Source organism: Streptomyces sp. Je 1-79 (assembly GCF_025195125.1).
Classification (GTDB): Bacteria; Actinomycetota; Actinomycetes; order Streptomycetales; family Streptomycetaceae; genus Streptomyces.
Genome location: NZ_JAMGSL010000025.1, coordinates 1 through 15286, shown reverse-complemented (window position 1 = coordinate 15286; position 15286 = coordinate 1). Strand labels below are relative to the sequence as shown.

13 protein-coding genes are annotated in these 15286 nt (G+C 70.9%); 10 read left to right on the top strand and 3 right to left on the bottom strand.

Annotated elements, in window-relative coordinates; all coding sequences use genetic code 11:
* Window positions 1-53: 53 nt before the first annotated feature.
* From M5362_RS32680 to M5362_RS32660, 5 genes are all read left to right on the top strand, one after another.
* Window positions 54-299, top strand: coding sequence for a helix-turn-helix transcriptional regulator (locus tag M5362_RS32680; protein ID WP_055639523.1), 246 nt, complete (start codon window positions 54-56; stop codon window positions 297-299).
* Window positions 299-814: a hypothetical protein gene (locus M5362_RS32675; protein ID WP_260231587.1), complete on the top strand. Its 516-nt coding sequence runs from the start codon at window positions 299-301 to the stop codon at window positions 812-814. Before M5362_RS32680 ends, M5362_RS32675 begins: the two co-directional genes overlap by 1 nt.
* 264 nt (window positions 815-1078) lie before the next feature.
* Entirely contained in the window at window positions 1079-1876 is a 798-nt protein-coding gene (locus M5362_RS32670; protein ID WP_260231586.1) for an alpha/beta fold hydrolase, read from the top strand.
* A gap of 9 nt (window positions 1877-1885) precedes the next feature.
* A complete protein-coding gene (locus tag M5362_RS32665; protein ID WP_260231585.1) occupies window positions 1886-2872 on the top strand; it encodes a glutathione S-transferase family protein in 987 nt (328 codons plus the stop codon).
* Between the two features lie 462 nt (window positions 2873-3334).
* Entirely contained in the window at window positions 3335-4930 is a 1596-nt protein-coding gene (locus tag M5362_RS32660) for a hypothetical protein (RefSeq protein WP_260231584.1), read from the top strand.
* Between the two features lie 138 nt (window positions 4931-5068).
* Here the strand turns inward: M5362_RS32660 and M5362_RS32655 are convergent, their stop codons facing one another.
* On the bottom strand, window positions 5069-6025 hold the full coding sequence (locus M5362_RS32655) for a 5'-nucleotidase (RefSeq protein ID WP_260231583.1): 957 nt from the start codon (window positions 6023-6025) through the stop codon (window positions 5069-5071).
* Between the two features lie 101 nt (window positions 6026-6126).
* On the opposite strand from M5362_RS32655, the gene M5362_RS32650 reads away from it, so the two are divergent.
* Together M5362_RS32650 and M5362_RS32645 are read left to right on the top strand one after the other, a co-directional pair.
* A complete protein-coding gene (locus tag M5362_RS32650; protein ID WP_260231582.1) occupies window positions 6127-6822 on the top strand; it encodes an MOSC domain-containing protein in 696 nt (231 codons plus the stop codon).
* A 233-nt stretch (window positions 6823-7055) separates the two neighbouring features.
* Window positions 7056-8624: an APC family permease gene (locus M5362_RS32645; protein WP_260231581.1), complete on the top strand. Its 1569-nt coding sequence runs from the start codon at window positions 7056-7058 to the stop codon at window positions 8622-8624.
* Here the strand turns inward: M5362_RS32645 and M5362_RS32640 are convergent.
* A complete protein-coding gene (locus M5362_RS32640) occupies window positions 8563-10254 on the bottom strand; it encodes a CdaR family transcriptional regulator (RefSeq protein WP_260231580.1) in 1692 nt (563 codons plus the stop codon). The genes M5362_RS32645 and M5362_RS32640 overlap by 62 nt on opposite strands.
* A 103-nt stretch (window positions 10255-10357) precedes the next feature.
* On the opposite strand from M5362_RS32640, the gene lysA reads away from it, so the two are divergent.
* Entirely contained in the window at window positions 10358-11680 is a 1323-nt protein-coding gene (gene lysA, locus M5362_RS32635) for a diaminopimelate decarboxylase (RefSeq protein WP_260231579.1), read from the top strand.
* 109 nt (window positions 11681-11789) lie between these two features.
* Here lysA and M5362_RS32630 read toward each other — a convergent pair whose 3' ends face one another.
* A complete protein-coding gene (locus M5362_RS32630; RefSeq protein ID WP_260231578.1) occupies window positions 11790-12707 on the bottom strand; it encodes a LysR family transcriptional regulator in 918 nt (305 codons plus the stop codon).
* 72 nt (window positions 12708-12779) lie between these two features.
* Between M5362_RS32630 and M5362_RS32625 the strand changes: the two genes are divergently transcribed.
* Window positions 12780-14279 (top strand): aminotransferase class I/II-fold pyridoxal phosphate-dependent enzyme, encoded by a 1500-nt coding sequence (locus M5362_RS32625; protein WP_260231577.1) that lies wholly within the window; start codon window positions 12780-12782, stop codon window positions 14277-14279.
* Between the two features lie 58 nt (window positions 14280-14337).
* Window positions 14338-15279 carry an ABC transporter substrate-binding protein gene (locus tag M5362_RS32620; protein WP_260231576.1) on the top strand — a complete coding sequence of 314 codons (942 nt, stop codon included), beginning with the start codon at window positions 14338-14340 and terminating at the stop codon, window positions 15277-15279.
* Window positions 15280-15286 lie beyond the last annotated feature (7 nt).

Genomic DNA, 15286 nt, shown 5'->3' with positions numbered 1-15286 from the left:
TTCGGGTCTGCTCCGTGTTGTCATCCTGCGCATGAATGTAGTACTTCTTATACATGAGCGAGCAGGTGCACAACAGGCTGGCCGTTGTCAGAGCTGAGCGAAAGGTGTCGCGACAGGCACTGGCCGAGGCGGTGGGCGTCCACTACCAGACCATCGGCTACATCGAGCGCGGCCAGTACAACCCCAGTCTCGACCTGGCCCTGAAAGTGGCCCGGTTCTTCGGCCTGCCGGTGGAGGCGCTGTTCTCCCTGGAGCCGTTCCAGCCGCTCACCGACGAGGTTTACGGGAGGAAGCAGTGATGACCGCAACGCGCTTCGACCAGCGCATGTACGCCGTGATGAACGACCGACGGGCAGCCGGGCTCTATGCCACCGCGTCCCGCCGCCGACTGCTGGTGGGAGCCCACGCCGCTCTCACCGCGGTCGGCGTGGGGGCGTGGATCGGCGCGGTCTTCGGGCCCTCGTTCTGGCCGGTCCTCGTGGTCGCCGCGGCCCTGCTCCCCTGGGTCGTGCTCACCGGCGCCCTCAACGGCTCGACCCGTGGACTGCTCGAACTGCGGGGCAGGATGCTCGACGAGCGTCAGCTCGTCGAGCGCGACCGGGTGCGCGCCCTGGCCCACCGGATCACCTTGTGGGTCCTGATAGCGGCCGCGTTGGGCACGGGCGCCTACGGCATGATGACCGACGCACCGCTTCGGGAAGCCGTCACTCCGGTCCTGGTCGGCGTACTCGCCGTTCACTGGATCATGCCGCTGTGGGTGGCGGCACTCCGAGTCCAGGACGACGTGGTCGACGACGCCGGCGACGAGGCGTGACCTCGGCCGGGATGTGACGTCAGCCAGGTTGCGAGGTCGGCCGTGATGTGAGGCCGTGTCGGCCGGACGGCCGGTACGGCCTCATGTCATGTGCGGAGCGCGGTGGGGGCCGGGTTCTTCGGGTTCAGCAGTGTCGCGAGGACGTCGCGTACGTCGGAGGGCAGGCCCCGGTCATGCCGTCAGCGTACGGTCCGCGTTTGCGGGGGTCCGGGGTGCGGCGGAGACTGGCCGGAAGTGACGGCAGTCCGGAGAGGGCCGGCAAGCATGGGCGACTACGCGGATCTTCCTGGCGTCAGGACGTGGTACGAGACCGAGGGAGCCGGCGATCCGCTGGTCCTGCTCCACGGTGGGTTCTGCACCAACGAGACATGGGGTGCACAGCGAGGCGACCTCGCCGCCCGGTACCGCGTCTTCCTGCCCGAGCGGCGCGCGCACGGGCACACCCCCGACGTCGAGGGGCCGCTGTCGTACCGGGACATGGCCGATGACACGGTGGCCTTCCTGGAGAAGGTCGTCGGGAGCCCGGCCCATCTGGTCGGCTGGAGCGATGGGGGCATCGTCGCGCTGCTCGTCGCCCTCGAACGGCCCGATCTGGTCCGCAAGGTCGTGGCGATCGGGACCAACTTCCGCCCCTCCCCCGAGTGCTTCGTCGAACCGGCGATGCTCGACGCGATGACGCCCGGCAGCCCCGACCTCGAGTTCTTCCGCGAGATGTACGAGCCGGTGACACCGGACGGCGTCGACCACTGGCCCGTGGTGGCGGCGAAGGTGATCGACATGTGGCGCACCCAGCCGGCGCTCACCCCACAGGACCTGGGCCGCATCGCAGCGCCCACCCTCGTCATGGTCGGCGACGACGACATGATGACGCTGGAGCACACCGCGGCCTTGTACGGGGCGATCCCCGGGTCCCAACTCGCGGTCGTCCCGGGCGCCTCCCACCTGGCCCCGCTGGAGAAGCCGGCCCTCGTCAACCAGCTGATCCTCGACCACCTCGCGCGGCCCATGGCCGAGACGATGCTCCCCATCCGGCGCGCGGTCCCGAGTGGCCCGAGTGGTTAGACTCGGAACGTGGCTGGCGACGGCGAGTACGAACGAGACCAGAACTACCTCACGACCCGGATCACGGCGGACGGCCGGGACGGCTACCCCGTGGAGGCCGGGCGCTACCGGCTTGTCATCGCGCGGGCCTGTCCATGGGCGAACAGGTCCGCGATCGTCCGGCGTCTGATGGGCCTCGAGGACGCGCTCTCCCTGGGTCTCGCAGGCCCGCTCCACGACGAGCGGAGCTGGTCGTTCCACCTGGACCCCGGCGGCAAGGACCCGGTTCTGGGCATCGAGCGGCTGCAGGAGGCGTTCTTCAAGCGCGATCCCGACTATCCGCGTGGCATCACCGTGCCCGCGATCGTGGACGTCCCCACCGGCAAGGTGGTGACCAACGACTTCGCCCGGATCACGCTCGACCTGGGGCACGAGTGGGCGGCCCATCAGCGCGACGGCGCGCCCGACCTCTACCCGGAGGAACGGCGCGACGAGATCGACGACGTGGCCGACAAGGTCTTCCGGGACGTCAACAACGGCGTCTACAGGTGCGGCTTCGCCGGAACCCAGGAGGCGTACGACAAGGCGTACCGTCGGCTGTGGGAGCGGATGGACTGGCTGGAGGACCGGCTGACGAGCCGTCGCTACCTGGTGGGCGACACGATCACGGAGGCCGATGTCCGGCTCTTTCCGACACTGGTCCGCTTCGACGCCGTCTACCACGGCCATTTCAAGTGCAACCGGCAGAAGCTGACCGAGCTCCCCGCCCTGTGGGCGTACGCGCGGGACCTGTTCCAGACCCCGGGCTTCGGCGACACCATCGACTTCGATCAGATCAAGGCGCACTACTACGTCGTGCACAGCGACATCAATCCGACCGGAATCGTTCCGAAGGGCCCGGACACCGGGGGCTGGTTGACCCCCCACGGCCGGGAGGAGCTCGGCGGCCGCCCGTTCGGCGACGGCACACCGCCCGGACCGCCGCCCCCGTCCGAGCGGGTCCCGTCGCTCGACTGAGCCGAGAAGCGCGCGAGGCGATCGCGGGATACGGCTCTCGGCGTGGGTGACATGGCGTCCTTTCCCTGCCCGCGCCGTGCTGACGGCGCTGCCGTCAAGGCCGCCCGCCATCGCGGGGTGCGGATTCACGCGTGTCGGTGAGCGGGGGAACGAGCGCGACGGCGTCGAGACCTTCTTCGAGGCCCCGGCGGACGCGATGCACGCCCAGTGGATCCTCGGCATGGGCGGGCGCCCTTCGCCGCGGGGTGTGAACCCTCTCCGGGCCGCGGGCGCACCTCGCATGCCCCGCCGGTCCGGAGGCTGCCGCGCCTGCCCGGACGGTCGCGATATGCCCGTATCGTCGCCAACTGCCCCCCGGCGGCGGATCGTTGTCGACAAAACGATCAAGTTTGCATTCCGCTCCAGCGTTCTGGAACCCTCCGTTCGACTTACCTGCCACACAAGCGACGGAGGCAACCTCGCATGCCCACAAGGCGAATACGCCGCGCCTGGCTTACGGCAGCCGCCGCGGTCTCGCTCGCGTTCAGCGCCCTCGCGGTGCCGGCCCAGGCGGACGACCCTCCGCCGGGCGTTCCGGAGAGCTGGATCCAGGAGCCCCGCACCGCGGAAGGCTCCCCCGTCCCGTCGAGGGGCCGCGCCTGGACCGCGCCCGGAGGTGCCGCATCGCCCGGTGACTTCACGATGTCGCCGGGCGCGCTCAACGCCGAGACCACCACGCGGGTCGGCCGCCTGGACTCGGTGCTGCCCAAGTCGGGTGTGCAGAACCTGCTGGCCGGGGCGAACCGCACGGTGGAACCGTGGTGCTCCCGGGACCCGTTCGGTACCGCCCCCGACCCCGACATCAAGTACTGCCTCCAGGGCGACGACTCCGTGTCGCGCGAGTGGGTTCCCCAGGGCATGACCGGGGTCTCCGACGCCAAGGACAACGAGCTGTGGGGCGAGGCCGGGAACATCCAGCTCTTCGCCTCGTACGACGGCTGGGACCCGGGCCGGGAGACCGACCCGAACCCGGCGACCGGCGACTGCACCACCGCCGAGCTGGAGGCCGACGACGCCTGCAACCAGAAGGGCGTACGTATCACCTTCGTACAGAGCCGGACCAACCCGGCCACCGGCAGCCCCGAGATCAAGTACCGGCATGTCCTGCTGGGCTGGACGTACGTGAACTCGGCCGACCACGTCTCCTTCGACGGGCTGCACGCCGCCGAGTACCCGATCCAGAAGGGCGTCCACGCCGGCGGGATCGTCTGGTACGGCAACTACCTCTACGTCGCCGACACCCGCAACGGCCTGCGCGTCTTCGACATGCGCTACATCATGGACCTGGACCCGGACGGCGACCCCAAGACCCACGACGCGATGGGGACCGACACCGACGGCGTGAAGACCACCGCCAACGTCGAGGTCAAGACGAAGGTCGGCCGGCACGACAACGTCTGGTACAGCTTCGGCTACCGGTACGTGATGCCGCAGGTCGCCGCGTGGAAGTTCAAGGCGACGCAGAGCAACCCCAAGGGCTCCTACGCCTGTGTCTCCACCGGCGCGCCGAAGGCCTCCTACATCTCGCTGGACCGCAGCACCACACCGGACCGCCTGCTCATGGGTGAGTACTGCCGTCCCGAGAGCGGCTATCCGTCCACCGGCCGCGTCGCCTCGTACCCGGTCGCCGCCCTGGAGGGCCGCTCGGCCGACGTGCCCGCGGAGGGCTGGGCCAACTATTTGCCGCTGACCAACGGCGGCGCCCAGGGCGCGGCGGCGCACGACGGCACGCTGTACGTGAACGAGTCGAAGGGCACCGACGAACCGGGCAATCTCTGGCGCTACCGGTGGAGCGGCGGCCAGCTGGTCCAGGACGGCCAGGCCGTCAAGACCGCCCGGGGAGCCGAGGACCTCTACGTCGAGCGTGGCACCGGCCGCTTGTGGTCCCTCTCCGAGCACCGCCCCGGGGCGTCGGACGACTGCACGGCGAACCGGGACTCGGCCGATCCGGACGGGACGGACTACTGCCAGCGCGTGCTCTACGGGCACAAGCTGAGCTGGCTCGACGGCCGGCCGTAGCCCGGCGGGCGGCCCCGCCGGCGAGTCGGACCTCTCCTTCGGGCACTCCGATCCCGCACGGCGGGCCGCCCCCGTTCGCCCTCACATCCCCGTCACGTTATGTCAAGGCCCTCCCCCGAAACGACACGTGACATCACGTCAGGTATGGAGAGCCGGGGGCGCAGGCCGCTCGTTGATCCTGCCGAACGGCACGTGGACGCTCGGCGTGGTCCGGGAGGTCTTCTCCAGGTGGCCCGCCTGGTCGTCGAAGAAGATGTGCGGCTTGAGCACCTCCAGGATGCTCGCCTTCTCGATCCCACCGAGGAAGAAGGCGTCGTTGACCGTCACACCCCACTCCTTCAGGCTTGTGACGGGCCGTTCGTGGGCGGGCGCGCTGCGGGCGGTCACGAGGGACACGTGGAGACGAGTGCGATAGCCGGCGTCCGCCCGGCGTTCGGCTTCTTCCCGCTTCTGGATGCGGTTGATGTGGGCGAGGAAGTCCTTGAGCGGTCCCGCGTCGAGCGGCACCGCGGCGTTCCGCAGCTCGTGGTCACGGAATCCTTCGATGCCACCGGTCTGGAAGACCTGTTCGGACGCGTCGGTGGCGAGGACGCCGTCGAAGTCGAAGGAGATGCGCAGGTCGGGGTCGTTCGGGTCGTCGTCGTAGAGTCCGCCCAGCACATGGCCCGCGGGCAGTCCCGCCGTGACGGCCTGCCGGACGTCGTCGATGTTCGCCGACAGGAACAGCGACATGTTGAGCGCCGGCATGAACCTGTAGGGCGAGCGTCCCTGCATGAAGACGGCCCGGCTGATCCGCAGCTCGTGGTCCCTGATGGACCGCATGACGCGAAGCCCGGTGTCGGGGTCGTTACGGGACAGGATGATGACCTCGACCAGAGGGTCGTCCTCCGCGCTCAGGTCGTTCAGTGACAAGAGCCGCCGGATGAAAGGGAACGCGACGCCGGGGCGGAGCGTGTGGCCGACGTGGTCCGCCTGGTACGCGCGGTATCCCTCCTCGCCCCGCTCCTGGAAGACGGCGTCGGACTCCTCCAGGTCGAAGAGCGCGCTGGAGGCGATCCCGACGACCAGCCGGTTCTCAAGGCCGTAGGTGGGCACGGCTCCCCCCATCGATGTGGTGCGGACGTATGGCAGGAAGATGCCCACGGATGACCTGGGAGTCACTGGAGTTCGGCGTCGGCCGACACGAGAATGGCCGCGTGCACCTTCGAGAAATCTGGCGATTCCCCGTCAAGTCCATGCGCGGGGAGCAGCTGAAGAGCGTCGAGCTCACCGACAACGGCCTGACCGGCGACCGGCACGTCCACGTCCGGGACTCCCGCGGCCTGCTGACCGCCCGGGTACGGTCGCGGCTGCTCGGTCTGTCGGCGACCACGGCGGACGACGGCAGCGTGTTCGTCGACGGGCACCCGTGGGACGGTCCGGAGGCGGCGGAGCTGATCCGCGCCGCGGCGGGACCCGACGCGGAGGCGGTGCACTACACCGGCCGGGAGCGGTTCGACGTCCTCAATCTGACCGTCATCACCGACGGCGCCGCGCAGACCCTCGGCCACGACCCGCGCCGGCTCCGGTCCAACCTGGTGATCGGCGGCGTCCCCGGCCTCGCGGAACGCGACTGGCCGGGCCGTACCCTGCGCATCGGCGACGCCGTCATCGGCGTACTCAAGCTGCGGTCCCGCTGCGTCATGACGACGGTCGACCCGGACACGGGCGAGCGGAACCACGACGTCCTGCGCGACATCCACCGGCTGTACGACGGCACGTTCGCGCTGGACTGCTGGGTGGCCTCCCCCGGCACCGTCACCGAGGGCGACGAGGTCCGGCTGACCGACGAGGAGTGGCCGGAGCCGGTCCGCGGCGGCTGGATCGTCGGGGCGCCGTACGTGGTCTCCTGAGCGCTCCCTGTACGGCGATTCCGGCCTCCCCCTGTGAGGCGCTCCGGGGCACGCGCCGGCCGCTGCGTCCATGCGGCACGATCATCGTCGCCCGCGTCGGCTGTGTCTTTGTGAGATCGGCCAATGTCGGGGGCGAGGGACGCACGGTGGTTCCGTTGTTTCGCCCTCGGCCCGGTCGCAGGATCCACCGTGCCCGCAGAACCGCGGGTCACGCAGGATCCGAAGGAGAAGCCATGGGCTCGATCGCCGACGAGTTGCGCCGACGCAAACCCCTGAACGAGATGATCGCGGAGGCCGAGGGGGACTACTCGGGGCCTCCGCTGCGCCGCAGCATGGGGCTGTGGCAGCTGACTCTGCTCGGCATCAGCTCGGTCGTGGGCACCGGGATCTTCTTCGTCCTCGGCACCACCGTGCCCAAGGCCGGTCCCAGCGTGGTCGTCTCGTTCGCCATCGCGGCGGCGGTCGCCGGGCTCGGGGCTCTCTGTTACGTGGAGTTGGCGGGCGCCGTGCCGGTGTCGGGCAGTACGTACTCCTACGCCTACGCGTCCCTCGGGGAGGGTGCCGCGTATCTCGTCGCCTGGTGCCTGATCCTCGAGTACGGGGTCGCGGTCTCCACGGTGGCCGTGAGCTGGGGGCAGTACCTCAACGAGGTCACCGACGCGCTCTTCGGCGTCACGCTGCCGGACGCCATCAGTCAACCGCCCGGCGCGGGCGGCCTGGTGAACGTGCCGGCACTGGTCGTGGTGCTGCTCTGCTCCCTGCTTCTGGCGCGGGGGACGAGGGAGTCCGCGCGCGTGAACGCGGCCATGGTGTGCGTCAAGATCGGCGTGCTCGTCTTCTTCGTCGCCGTCGCCCTGACCGCCTTCACCAGCGACAACTTCTCCGACTTCGCACCGCAGGGCATCGGCGGGGTGACGGTCGCCGCCTCGGGCGTCTTCTTCTCGTACGTCGGTTTCGACGCCGTCTCCACGGCCGGTGAGGAGGTACGCAACCCCCGGCGCACGATCCCGCTGGCGCTGCTGTTCACCCTGCTCGCGGTCACCACGCTGTACGTCGCCGTCGCGGTCGCGGGAGTGGGCGCCCAGCCGGCGAGCCGCTTCGGCGAGCAGGCGGACGCGGGTGAGCCCGTCCTGGCGGAGATCCTCAGGAACGTCACCGGCTTGGGCTGGCCGGCGCTGGTGCTCTCGGCGGGCGCGGTCGTGTCCATCTTCAGCGTCGTCCTGGTCACCCTGTTCGGGCAGACCCGCATCCTGTTCTCGATGGCCCGCGACGGCCTCGTGCCGGAGGTCTTCCGGCGTGTCGACCGCAGGCGCCACACCCCTGTGCACAACACCTGGATCGTCGGCGCCGGCGTGGGTCTCCTCGCCGCCTTCGTGCCCCTGCAGCACCTTGCCGATCTGACCAGTCTGGGCACGCTGATCGCGTTCGTCGCCGTCGCGGCGGCGGTGGTCGTGCTCCGTCGTATCGCGCCGGACGCGCCGCGCCCGTTCCGTGTGCCCCTCTACCCCGTGGTGCCCGTGCTGTCCGCGCTGTCCTGCCTGTACCTGGCGTATCTGCTGCCGGGCGTCACCTGGACACTGTTCGGCATCTGGCTGCTCCTCGCGGCGGTCCTGTATCTCGCGTTCGGGCGGCGCCGTTCCAGGCTCCGGCACGACGGGGCGGCGCCGGACGGCGCGCACGTGGTCGAGAGCGCGCCGGGCCAGAAGGGCCAGGAGGGCTGGGAGGGCGCGGGCGACACCGTCACGGGTGGCCGGGTCCCGCCGCCCGCCGGTGAGAGCGGTCCGACGGTGCCGCGCGCCTGAGTTCCAGCCAGGCGGCGAGCCGCACGTCCGGGTCGCCGAGATCGATGTGGAAGAGCTCGTGGATCCGCCGCAGCCGGTGGCGCAAGGTGTTGGGATGCACCTTCAGCCGTGCTGCGGCGGACGCGATGTCGCCTGTCGCGTCGAGCCAGGCGATGGCCGTGGCGCCGTAGTCGGTGCCCTGGGTGCGGTCGTGAGCCAGCAGTGCGTCGACCTCCGACAGCCGCAGCCAGGCGTCGCGCTCCAGCTCGTCGCCCAGGCGGTCCAGCAGGATCCGGTGCCGTACGTCGGACGTCGCGGCGGCCGGCTGTCCGGGACTCTCGTACGCCGTCGCCCGCAGGATCCCGTCCGCCTCGCGGCGCAGGGCGGCGGACTGGCCGAGATCGGTGTACGGCCGGGACACCGCGGCCCGTGCGCCGTCGCCCACCGATCGCCGGACGGCCGCGAGCGCGCTGTCCGCGAACCGGCGGCCCGCCGCCTGGCCCGTCGCGGGCAGCAGGACGTACACCGCGCTCGCGTCGGCGGCCACGGTCGCCGTCGCCCGGTGCGCGGCGCAGTGCCGCATCAGCACCCACTCGACATGGGTGAGCAGCGCCGAGTCGACACCCACCGTCGCGGCCTCGCCGGTGCCGGCAGAGCCGCGTCCGGGGGCGGCCGGTGCGAAGGCGGTGAGGCAGAACTCCACCCCGGGGCGGAGCCCGAGCAGGTCCGCCGCCTCGTCCGCGGGCGGTCCCGAGCGGTGGAGGACCGCGCGGAGCGTGTCCCGCCGCATGCGTCGCTCGGCCTCCGGCAGGTTCAGCGCTCGCAGGAGGTGAGGTGCCGCGAACCGTGCCGCGTCCAGGAGTTGGAGCTCGGCGTCGCCGCTGAGGCCTTCCTCCGGCTCGATCGCCCACAGGGTGCCCAGCGGAAGTGCCCCGGCGCGGATGGCGACCGCCGCCCTCGGCAACTCCTCCCCCATGGCGGGAAAACGTACGGCGCCGGTCGCGGCCAGCACCTGGCGGTACTGGCGGCGCTGTTCCGGTACGTCCGGGACACGGCGGTGCAGGATGCCCCACTCCCGTACGGAGTCGATACGGACGCCGGCCACCTTGGAGTAGGCGACCACGTTCTGGTCCAGATCCTCGATCGCCACCGAGCCTCCCACGGCGGCGGCCAACGCGTCGGCGAGGGCGAAGAGTTCCTCACCGCCCGCCGGTGCGGAGCCGGTCGTCTCCCCGCTGCCGTGGGCGGCGAGCGCACAGCTCACCCCGGCGTCGACGTTCCGCCAGGGCATCGCGTCGTCGACGGTGAGCACGGCGATGCCGCACGCCCGGGCCTCTTCGATCAGCGGCTCCGGAGCGTGGCCGCGTCGTTTGACCACGACGGCCGCGAACTCCCGTTCCGCGGCCCGGCGCAGCGCCTCGCGTGCGCGGATGTCGGCGATGGTGACGCCGACGAGCAGGAGGACGGCCCCGGGAGAGTGCGGGATCGGCTCCTCGGGGTCGTGGATCACCGTGCCGCTCACCCGCACGTCCAGGCCCGCGGGCGCGACCAGCACCCGTACCGGGGACACGTCGGCGTCCTGTGCCAGGACCCTCAGGGTGACCGGATCTCGGCTCTCCCGCACCGTCGCGGAGGCTGTCGGATCGGACAACGGGTGCCTCGTTTCCTCGGGAGATCGACCACGGTGACGTGGGGTGCGGGCTGCCAGGATAGCCACGCATCAGCAGTCGCTCCGAAGAGGGAGACCTTCGCGCATGACCGTCGTCGAACAGCCCGCCCCGCCCGCCACCGCACTCATCGGCCTCTTCCCCGATGGCTCTCACCTGGACGAACAGGGTGAGCTCGTGGTCGGCGGGTGCCGCGTGACCGATCTGGCCGACCGCTTCGGGACCCCGGCGGTCGTGGTCGACGAGAACGCGCTGCGCCGCCGGGCACGGCGGTACGTCAGCGCCATGACGGAGCATTGGCCGAACAGCCAAGTGGTCTTCGCCTCGAAGTCGTTCCCCTGCACCGCGATCGTCCGGACCCTGGTCGAGGAGGGCCTGGGAGTGGACGTGGCAGGGGGCGGTGAGCTCGTGACCGCCCTCGCGGCGGGTGTCGATCCCGCACGGCTCGTCGTCCACGGGAACGCCAAGACCACGGACGAACTGGCAATGGCGGTGGACGCCGGTGCCGGCACGATCGTGGTCGACAACTTCGACGACATCGACCGTCTGGAGCGCGTGGTGGGTGACCGCCGACAGCGGGTGCTGCTCCGGGTCATCCCGGAGGTGTCCGCCGACACCCACGAGGCGATGGTCACCGGGCAGCGCGGCTCGAAGTTCGGGCTCTCCGTCCCCGACGCGGTCCGGGCGGCCGAGCGCCTCGCGGCGAGTGACCGTCTGCTGTTGGAGGGCCTGCACGTGCACGTGGGCTCGCAGCTGCTCGACACCGAGCCGTTCCGGAAGGCCGTCGAGGCTCTGGCCGCCATCGGGGAGCTGGGCGAGCACGCCGTCTACGACCTGGGCGGCGGACTCGGCGTCCGCTACACCTACGACGACCGTCCGCCGACCGTCGAGGAGTACGTACGGACCCTGACCGACGCGGCGCGCAAGCACCTTCCGTCGACGGCCCGTCTGATCATCGAGCCCGGCCGCTCGCTGGTGGCCGAGGCCGCCATGACCCTCTACCGCGTGGTCACGGTCAAGCCCGGGCCCCGCACCCTGGTCGCCGTGGACGGCGGGATGGCCGACAACCTGGAGCCGATGCTGTACGGCCAGCGGTTCGAGGCGACGGTCGCCTCGCGTGTCGGCGGCGGCGAGCGGTGCGATCTCGTCGGACGCCACTGCGAGTCGGGGGACACGCTGATCCGTGACCTCCCGCTGCGGGAGCCTCGGGTCGACGATGTCGTCGCCGTGCCGGTGACCGGTGCGTACTGCTCCTCGCTCGCCAACAACTACAACGGCGCCAGGCGTCCGCCCGTCGTGTTCTGCCGTGACGGAGAGGCCCGTGAAGTGGTCCGCAGGGAGACGTACGACGATCTGCTGCGGCGCGACGTCGACGGCGGCACCGGAACGGGCGGCGTCGGCATCGGGTGAACCCCCGGGGCCGGAACCGCAGTGGGCGGCGTCGGCATCGGGTGAACCCCCGGGGCCGGAACCGCAGTGGGCGGCGCCGACATCGGGTGATGGGCCGACGGACCGCTGGTCAGGCCGTGGCCCAGCGCCCGGCGATCAGCGCCGCCTGTTCCAGCAGCGCCGAGACCAGCTCCTGGGCGGCCTGGGCCGAGGTCGAGCGCAGGACGGCGACGCTGATCTCCCGGGCGAGGACCGGTCCGGCCAGGGGTCGTACGACCAGGTCGGGTCGGGAAGCTCCGAGCGCGAGGCGGGGGATGAGCGCCACGCCCGTTCCGGCGGCCACGAGGCCCTGGACCACCGCGTAGTCGTCCGTGCGCATCGCGTGCAGCGGCTCGAAGCCCTCCTGGCCGCACGCCCATGCCAGGACGCGGTCGCACGGGTCGTGCGGGTCGGCGGCACCCACCCATGCGGTGTCGCGCAGATCGGCGAGCGGAACCTCGTCCCTCGACGCGCACGGGTGGTCTACCGGCATGACCAGAAGGAGCGGATCGGACAGCAGCGGGTGGACCTCGACCTCTTCTTCGAGGTTGAGGCGGTCGCCGGGCTGGGAGAAGACGAGCGCCGCCTGCAACTCCCTGGACCGCAGCCCCCGCAGGAGCCGGGGCAGCTCGCCTTCGGTGAGCGAGATGTGGACGCCCTGCTGGTGGAGGCGCTTGACCGCCGGCGCCAGGAGCAGGGCCCCGGCGGTGGGGAAGGTGCCGATGTGGAGGGTGCGCATGCCGCGCTCGGCGAGGTTCCGCACTTCCAGCTCGGCGTGACGCAGGCGTTCGAGTACGGCGTCGGCGTGCGGCAGCAGGGCTTCGCCCAGCTCGGTCAGGGTGGCACCTCGTGGTCCGCGCTGGACGAGCTGGGCGTTGAAGTGCGCTTCCAGGGACGCCAGGTGATGGGTGATCGTGGGCTGGCTGTAGTGCAGTGCGCGGCCGGCGGCGGCGAGCGAGCCTTCCTGCGCGATGGAGCGGAGTACCTGGAGATGTCGTACGTCGAGCATATAGAGATCCTATGGAGGGGTCTTGAAAAGTCCACCATTCCTCGATGGCTGGACGCGTGTCACGCTCCCGGGGTGAACACGCGAACGACCGATCACCGCACCCCCTCCCCCACCGATCCTGGCCCCGGCCAGCTCTCGGCTCCGTACGCCGAGGCCGTACTCGCCCACGCGGGACGGGACTGGCTGAGGCTGAACGTCCCCGGCCACGCCGCGGCCCCCGGGTCGGACCTCGCCGGCTTCTTCGGTTCGCGGATCACGGCCATGGACTTCCCGCCGCTGCTCGACGGCATCGACCTCGGTCCGGACACTCCGCTCGACACGGCGCTGGCGCTGGCCGCCGAAGCCTGGGGCGCACGGCGCACCTGGTTCCTGACCAACGGCGCCTCGCAGGGCAACCAGATCGCCTCGATGGTGGCCCCCGCGCTGGGCGGCACGCTCGTCGTGCAGCGCAGCGTGCACTCCAGCGTGATCGACGGACTGGTGCTCTCGGGCATGGACGCGGTCTTCGTCCAGCCCTCCGTCGACCCCGAGCAGGGCATCGCCCACGGCGTGACGGCCACGGACGTGGCGGAGGCGCTGGAGCGGACGCCGGACGCGGCCGCCGTCTACATCGTCTCCCCGAGCTACTTCGGCGCGGTGGCCGATGTGCGCGCCATCGCGGACGCGGCCCACGCCGCGGGTGTTCCCCTCGTCGTCGACGAGGCCTGGGGATCGCACTTCGGGTTCCACCCCGCCCTGCCGGCGGGTGCGCTCTCCTTGGGCGCCGACATGGTGACCTCCAGTACGCACAAGCTCGGGGGCAGCCTCACGCAGTCGGCGATGCTGCACGTGGCAGAGGGGCCGTTCGCGGACCGGCTCGAACCGCTCGTGGACCGGGCGTTCCGGCTGGTGCAGTCCACCAGCGCGAGCGCCCTGCTGACCGCGTCGCTCGATCTCGCCCGCAGGAGCCTGGTCCTCGACACGGACGCGACGGCGGCGTCGGTCGAGGCGGCGGACAAGGTACGCGGGGTGGTGCGCGCACTCGGCCGCTTCACCGTGGTGAGCGACGGGTTCGACGCCTTCCCCGACATCGTCGGCGCCGATCCGCTGCGGATCGCGCTCGACACCCGGGCAGGCGGGATCACGGGGCACGAGGCCAGGCGACGGCTCTTCCAGGACCACCAGATCATGGTCGAGGTGGCGACCGACGCGGCGATCGTCGCCGTGATCGGCGCGGGATTCGTCCCCGACACCGACCGGTTCCTCGAAGCGCTGCACACCCTGCCCTCCCCGCTCACCGCCTCCGGCACCGAGCGGGCGGCGATGCTGCAACTGCCGGCCCCGGGCGCCGCGAAGCTGACCGCACGTGAGGCGTTCCTGAGCCCGACCCGGGTACTGCCCGCGGAGCAGGCCGTGGGACGGATCTCCGCGGACACGCTCGCCGCCTATCCGCCCGGCATCCCCAACGTCCTGCCGGGCGAGGTCATCACCGCCGAGGTCGTCCACTTCCTCCAGCAGACCGCGACCGCACCGAACGGACACGTCCGTGGGGCGCTCGACCTGGGCGTCACCCGGCTGCGCGTCGTCGACTGAGCCGCCGGGCACGCCCCGGGCCTTTCCACCTCACCCCTCCCCGAGAGAGAGCACGACCATGGCCGCACGCATTCCGATCCGTCAGACGATCACCGCTGCCGTAGCCGCGACGACAGCCACGCTGCTGCTGGCCGCCTGTGGCGACCAGACCGGCACCAGCCAGAGCGGTGGCACCGACGGTGGCCGGAGCGACGCTCCGCTGTTCGCCAAGCTTCCGAAGAAGTACCAGGACGCGGGCGTCATCAGGGTCGGTACGGACGCCGCCTACGCCCCGATGGAGTTCATGGAGAACGGCAGGATCGTCGGTGTCGACCCGGACATCGCCGACGCTCTCGGAAAGCAGCTCGGCGTGAAGTTCGTCTTCACCAGCGGTACGTTCGACAGCCTCATCACCTCCCTCACCTCCGGGCGGCAGGACGTCGTCATGTCGTCGATGAGCGACACCAAGGCCCGTCAGGAGGGTCTTGACGACAAGGGCCAGAAGACCGGCAACGGCGTGGACTTCGTCGACTACTTCACCGCGGGCTCCGTCGTGTACGTCCAGAAGGGCAATCCGCAGAACATCAGGTCCATAGCCGATCTCTGCGGGAGAAAGGCCGCCGTACAGAGAGGCACGACGTTCGAGAACGTCGTGAAGACGCAGTCGAAGAAGTGCGAGGCCGAAGGAAGGCCGGCCGTCGCGATCGAGGCCTTCCCGACCGACGCCGAGGCCCAGACCCGCGTCAAGGCCGGCGGCGCGGTCGCCGGGGTCAACGACTTCCCGGTCGCCCTGCACCTGGCGCGTACGGCCGGTGGCGGGAAGACCTTCGAGATCGTCGGGGAGCAGATCGAGGCCGGCCCCTTCGGCATCGCGGTCGACAAGAAGGACACGCAGCTGCGTGACGCGCTGGCGGAAGCACTGGACGTGATCATCAACGACGGTTCGTACAAGAAGGCGCTGGACAAGTGGGGTGCGGGCTCGGGGGCCGTCACCTCGGCCGAAGTCAACAGCGGTTCCTGACGTCTCG

Coding starts and splice junctions, on each gene's coding strand:
- lysA (WP_260231579.1), top strand. CDS start 10,358: ATGACCGTCGTCGAACAGCCCGCCCCGCCCGCCACCGCACTCATCGGC.
- M5362_RS32620 (WP_260231576.1), top strand. CDS start 14,338: ATGGCCGCACGCATTCCGATCCGTCAGACGATCACCGCTGCCGTAGCC.
- M5362_RS32630 (WP_260231578.1), bottom strand. CDS start 12,707: ATGCTCGACGTACGACATCTCCAGGTACTCCGCTCCATCGCGCAGGAA.
- M5362_RS32675 (WP_260231587.1), top strand. CDS start 299: ATGACCGCAACGCGCTTCGACCAGCGCATGTACGCCGTGATGAACGAC.
- M5362_RS32660 (WP_260231584.1), top strand. CDS start 3,335: ATGCCCACAAGGCGAATACGCCGCGCCTGGCTTACGGCAGCCGCCGCG.
- M5362_RS32670 (WP_260231586.1), top strand. CDS start 1,079: ATGGGCGACTACGCGGATCTTCCTGGCGTCAGGACGTGGTACGAGACC.
- M5362_RS32645 (WP_260231581.1), top strand. CDS start 7,056: ATGGGCTCGATCGCCGACGAGTTGCGCCGACGCAAACCCCTGAACGAG.
- M5362_RS32680 (WP_055639523.1), top strand. CDS start 54: ATGAGCGAGCAGGTGCACAACAGGCTGGCCGTTGTCAGAGCTGAGCGA.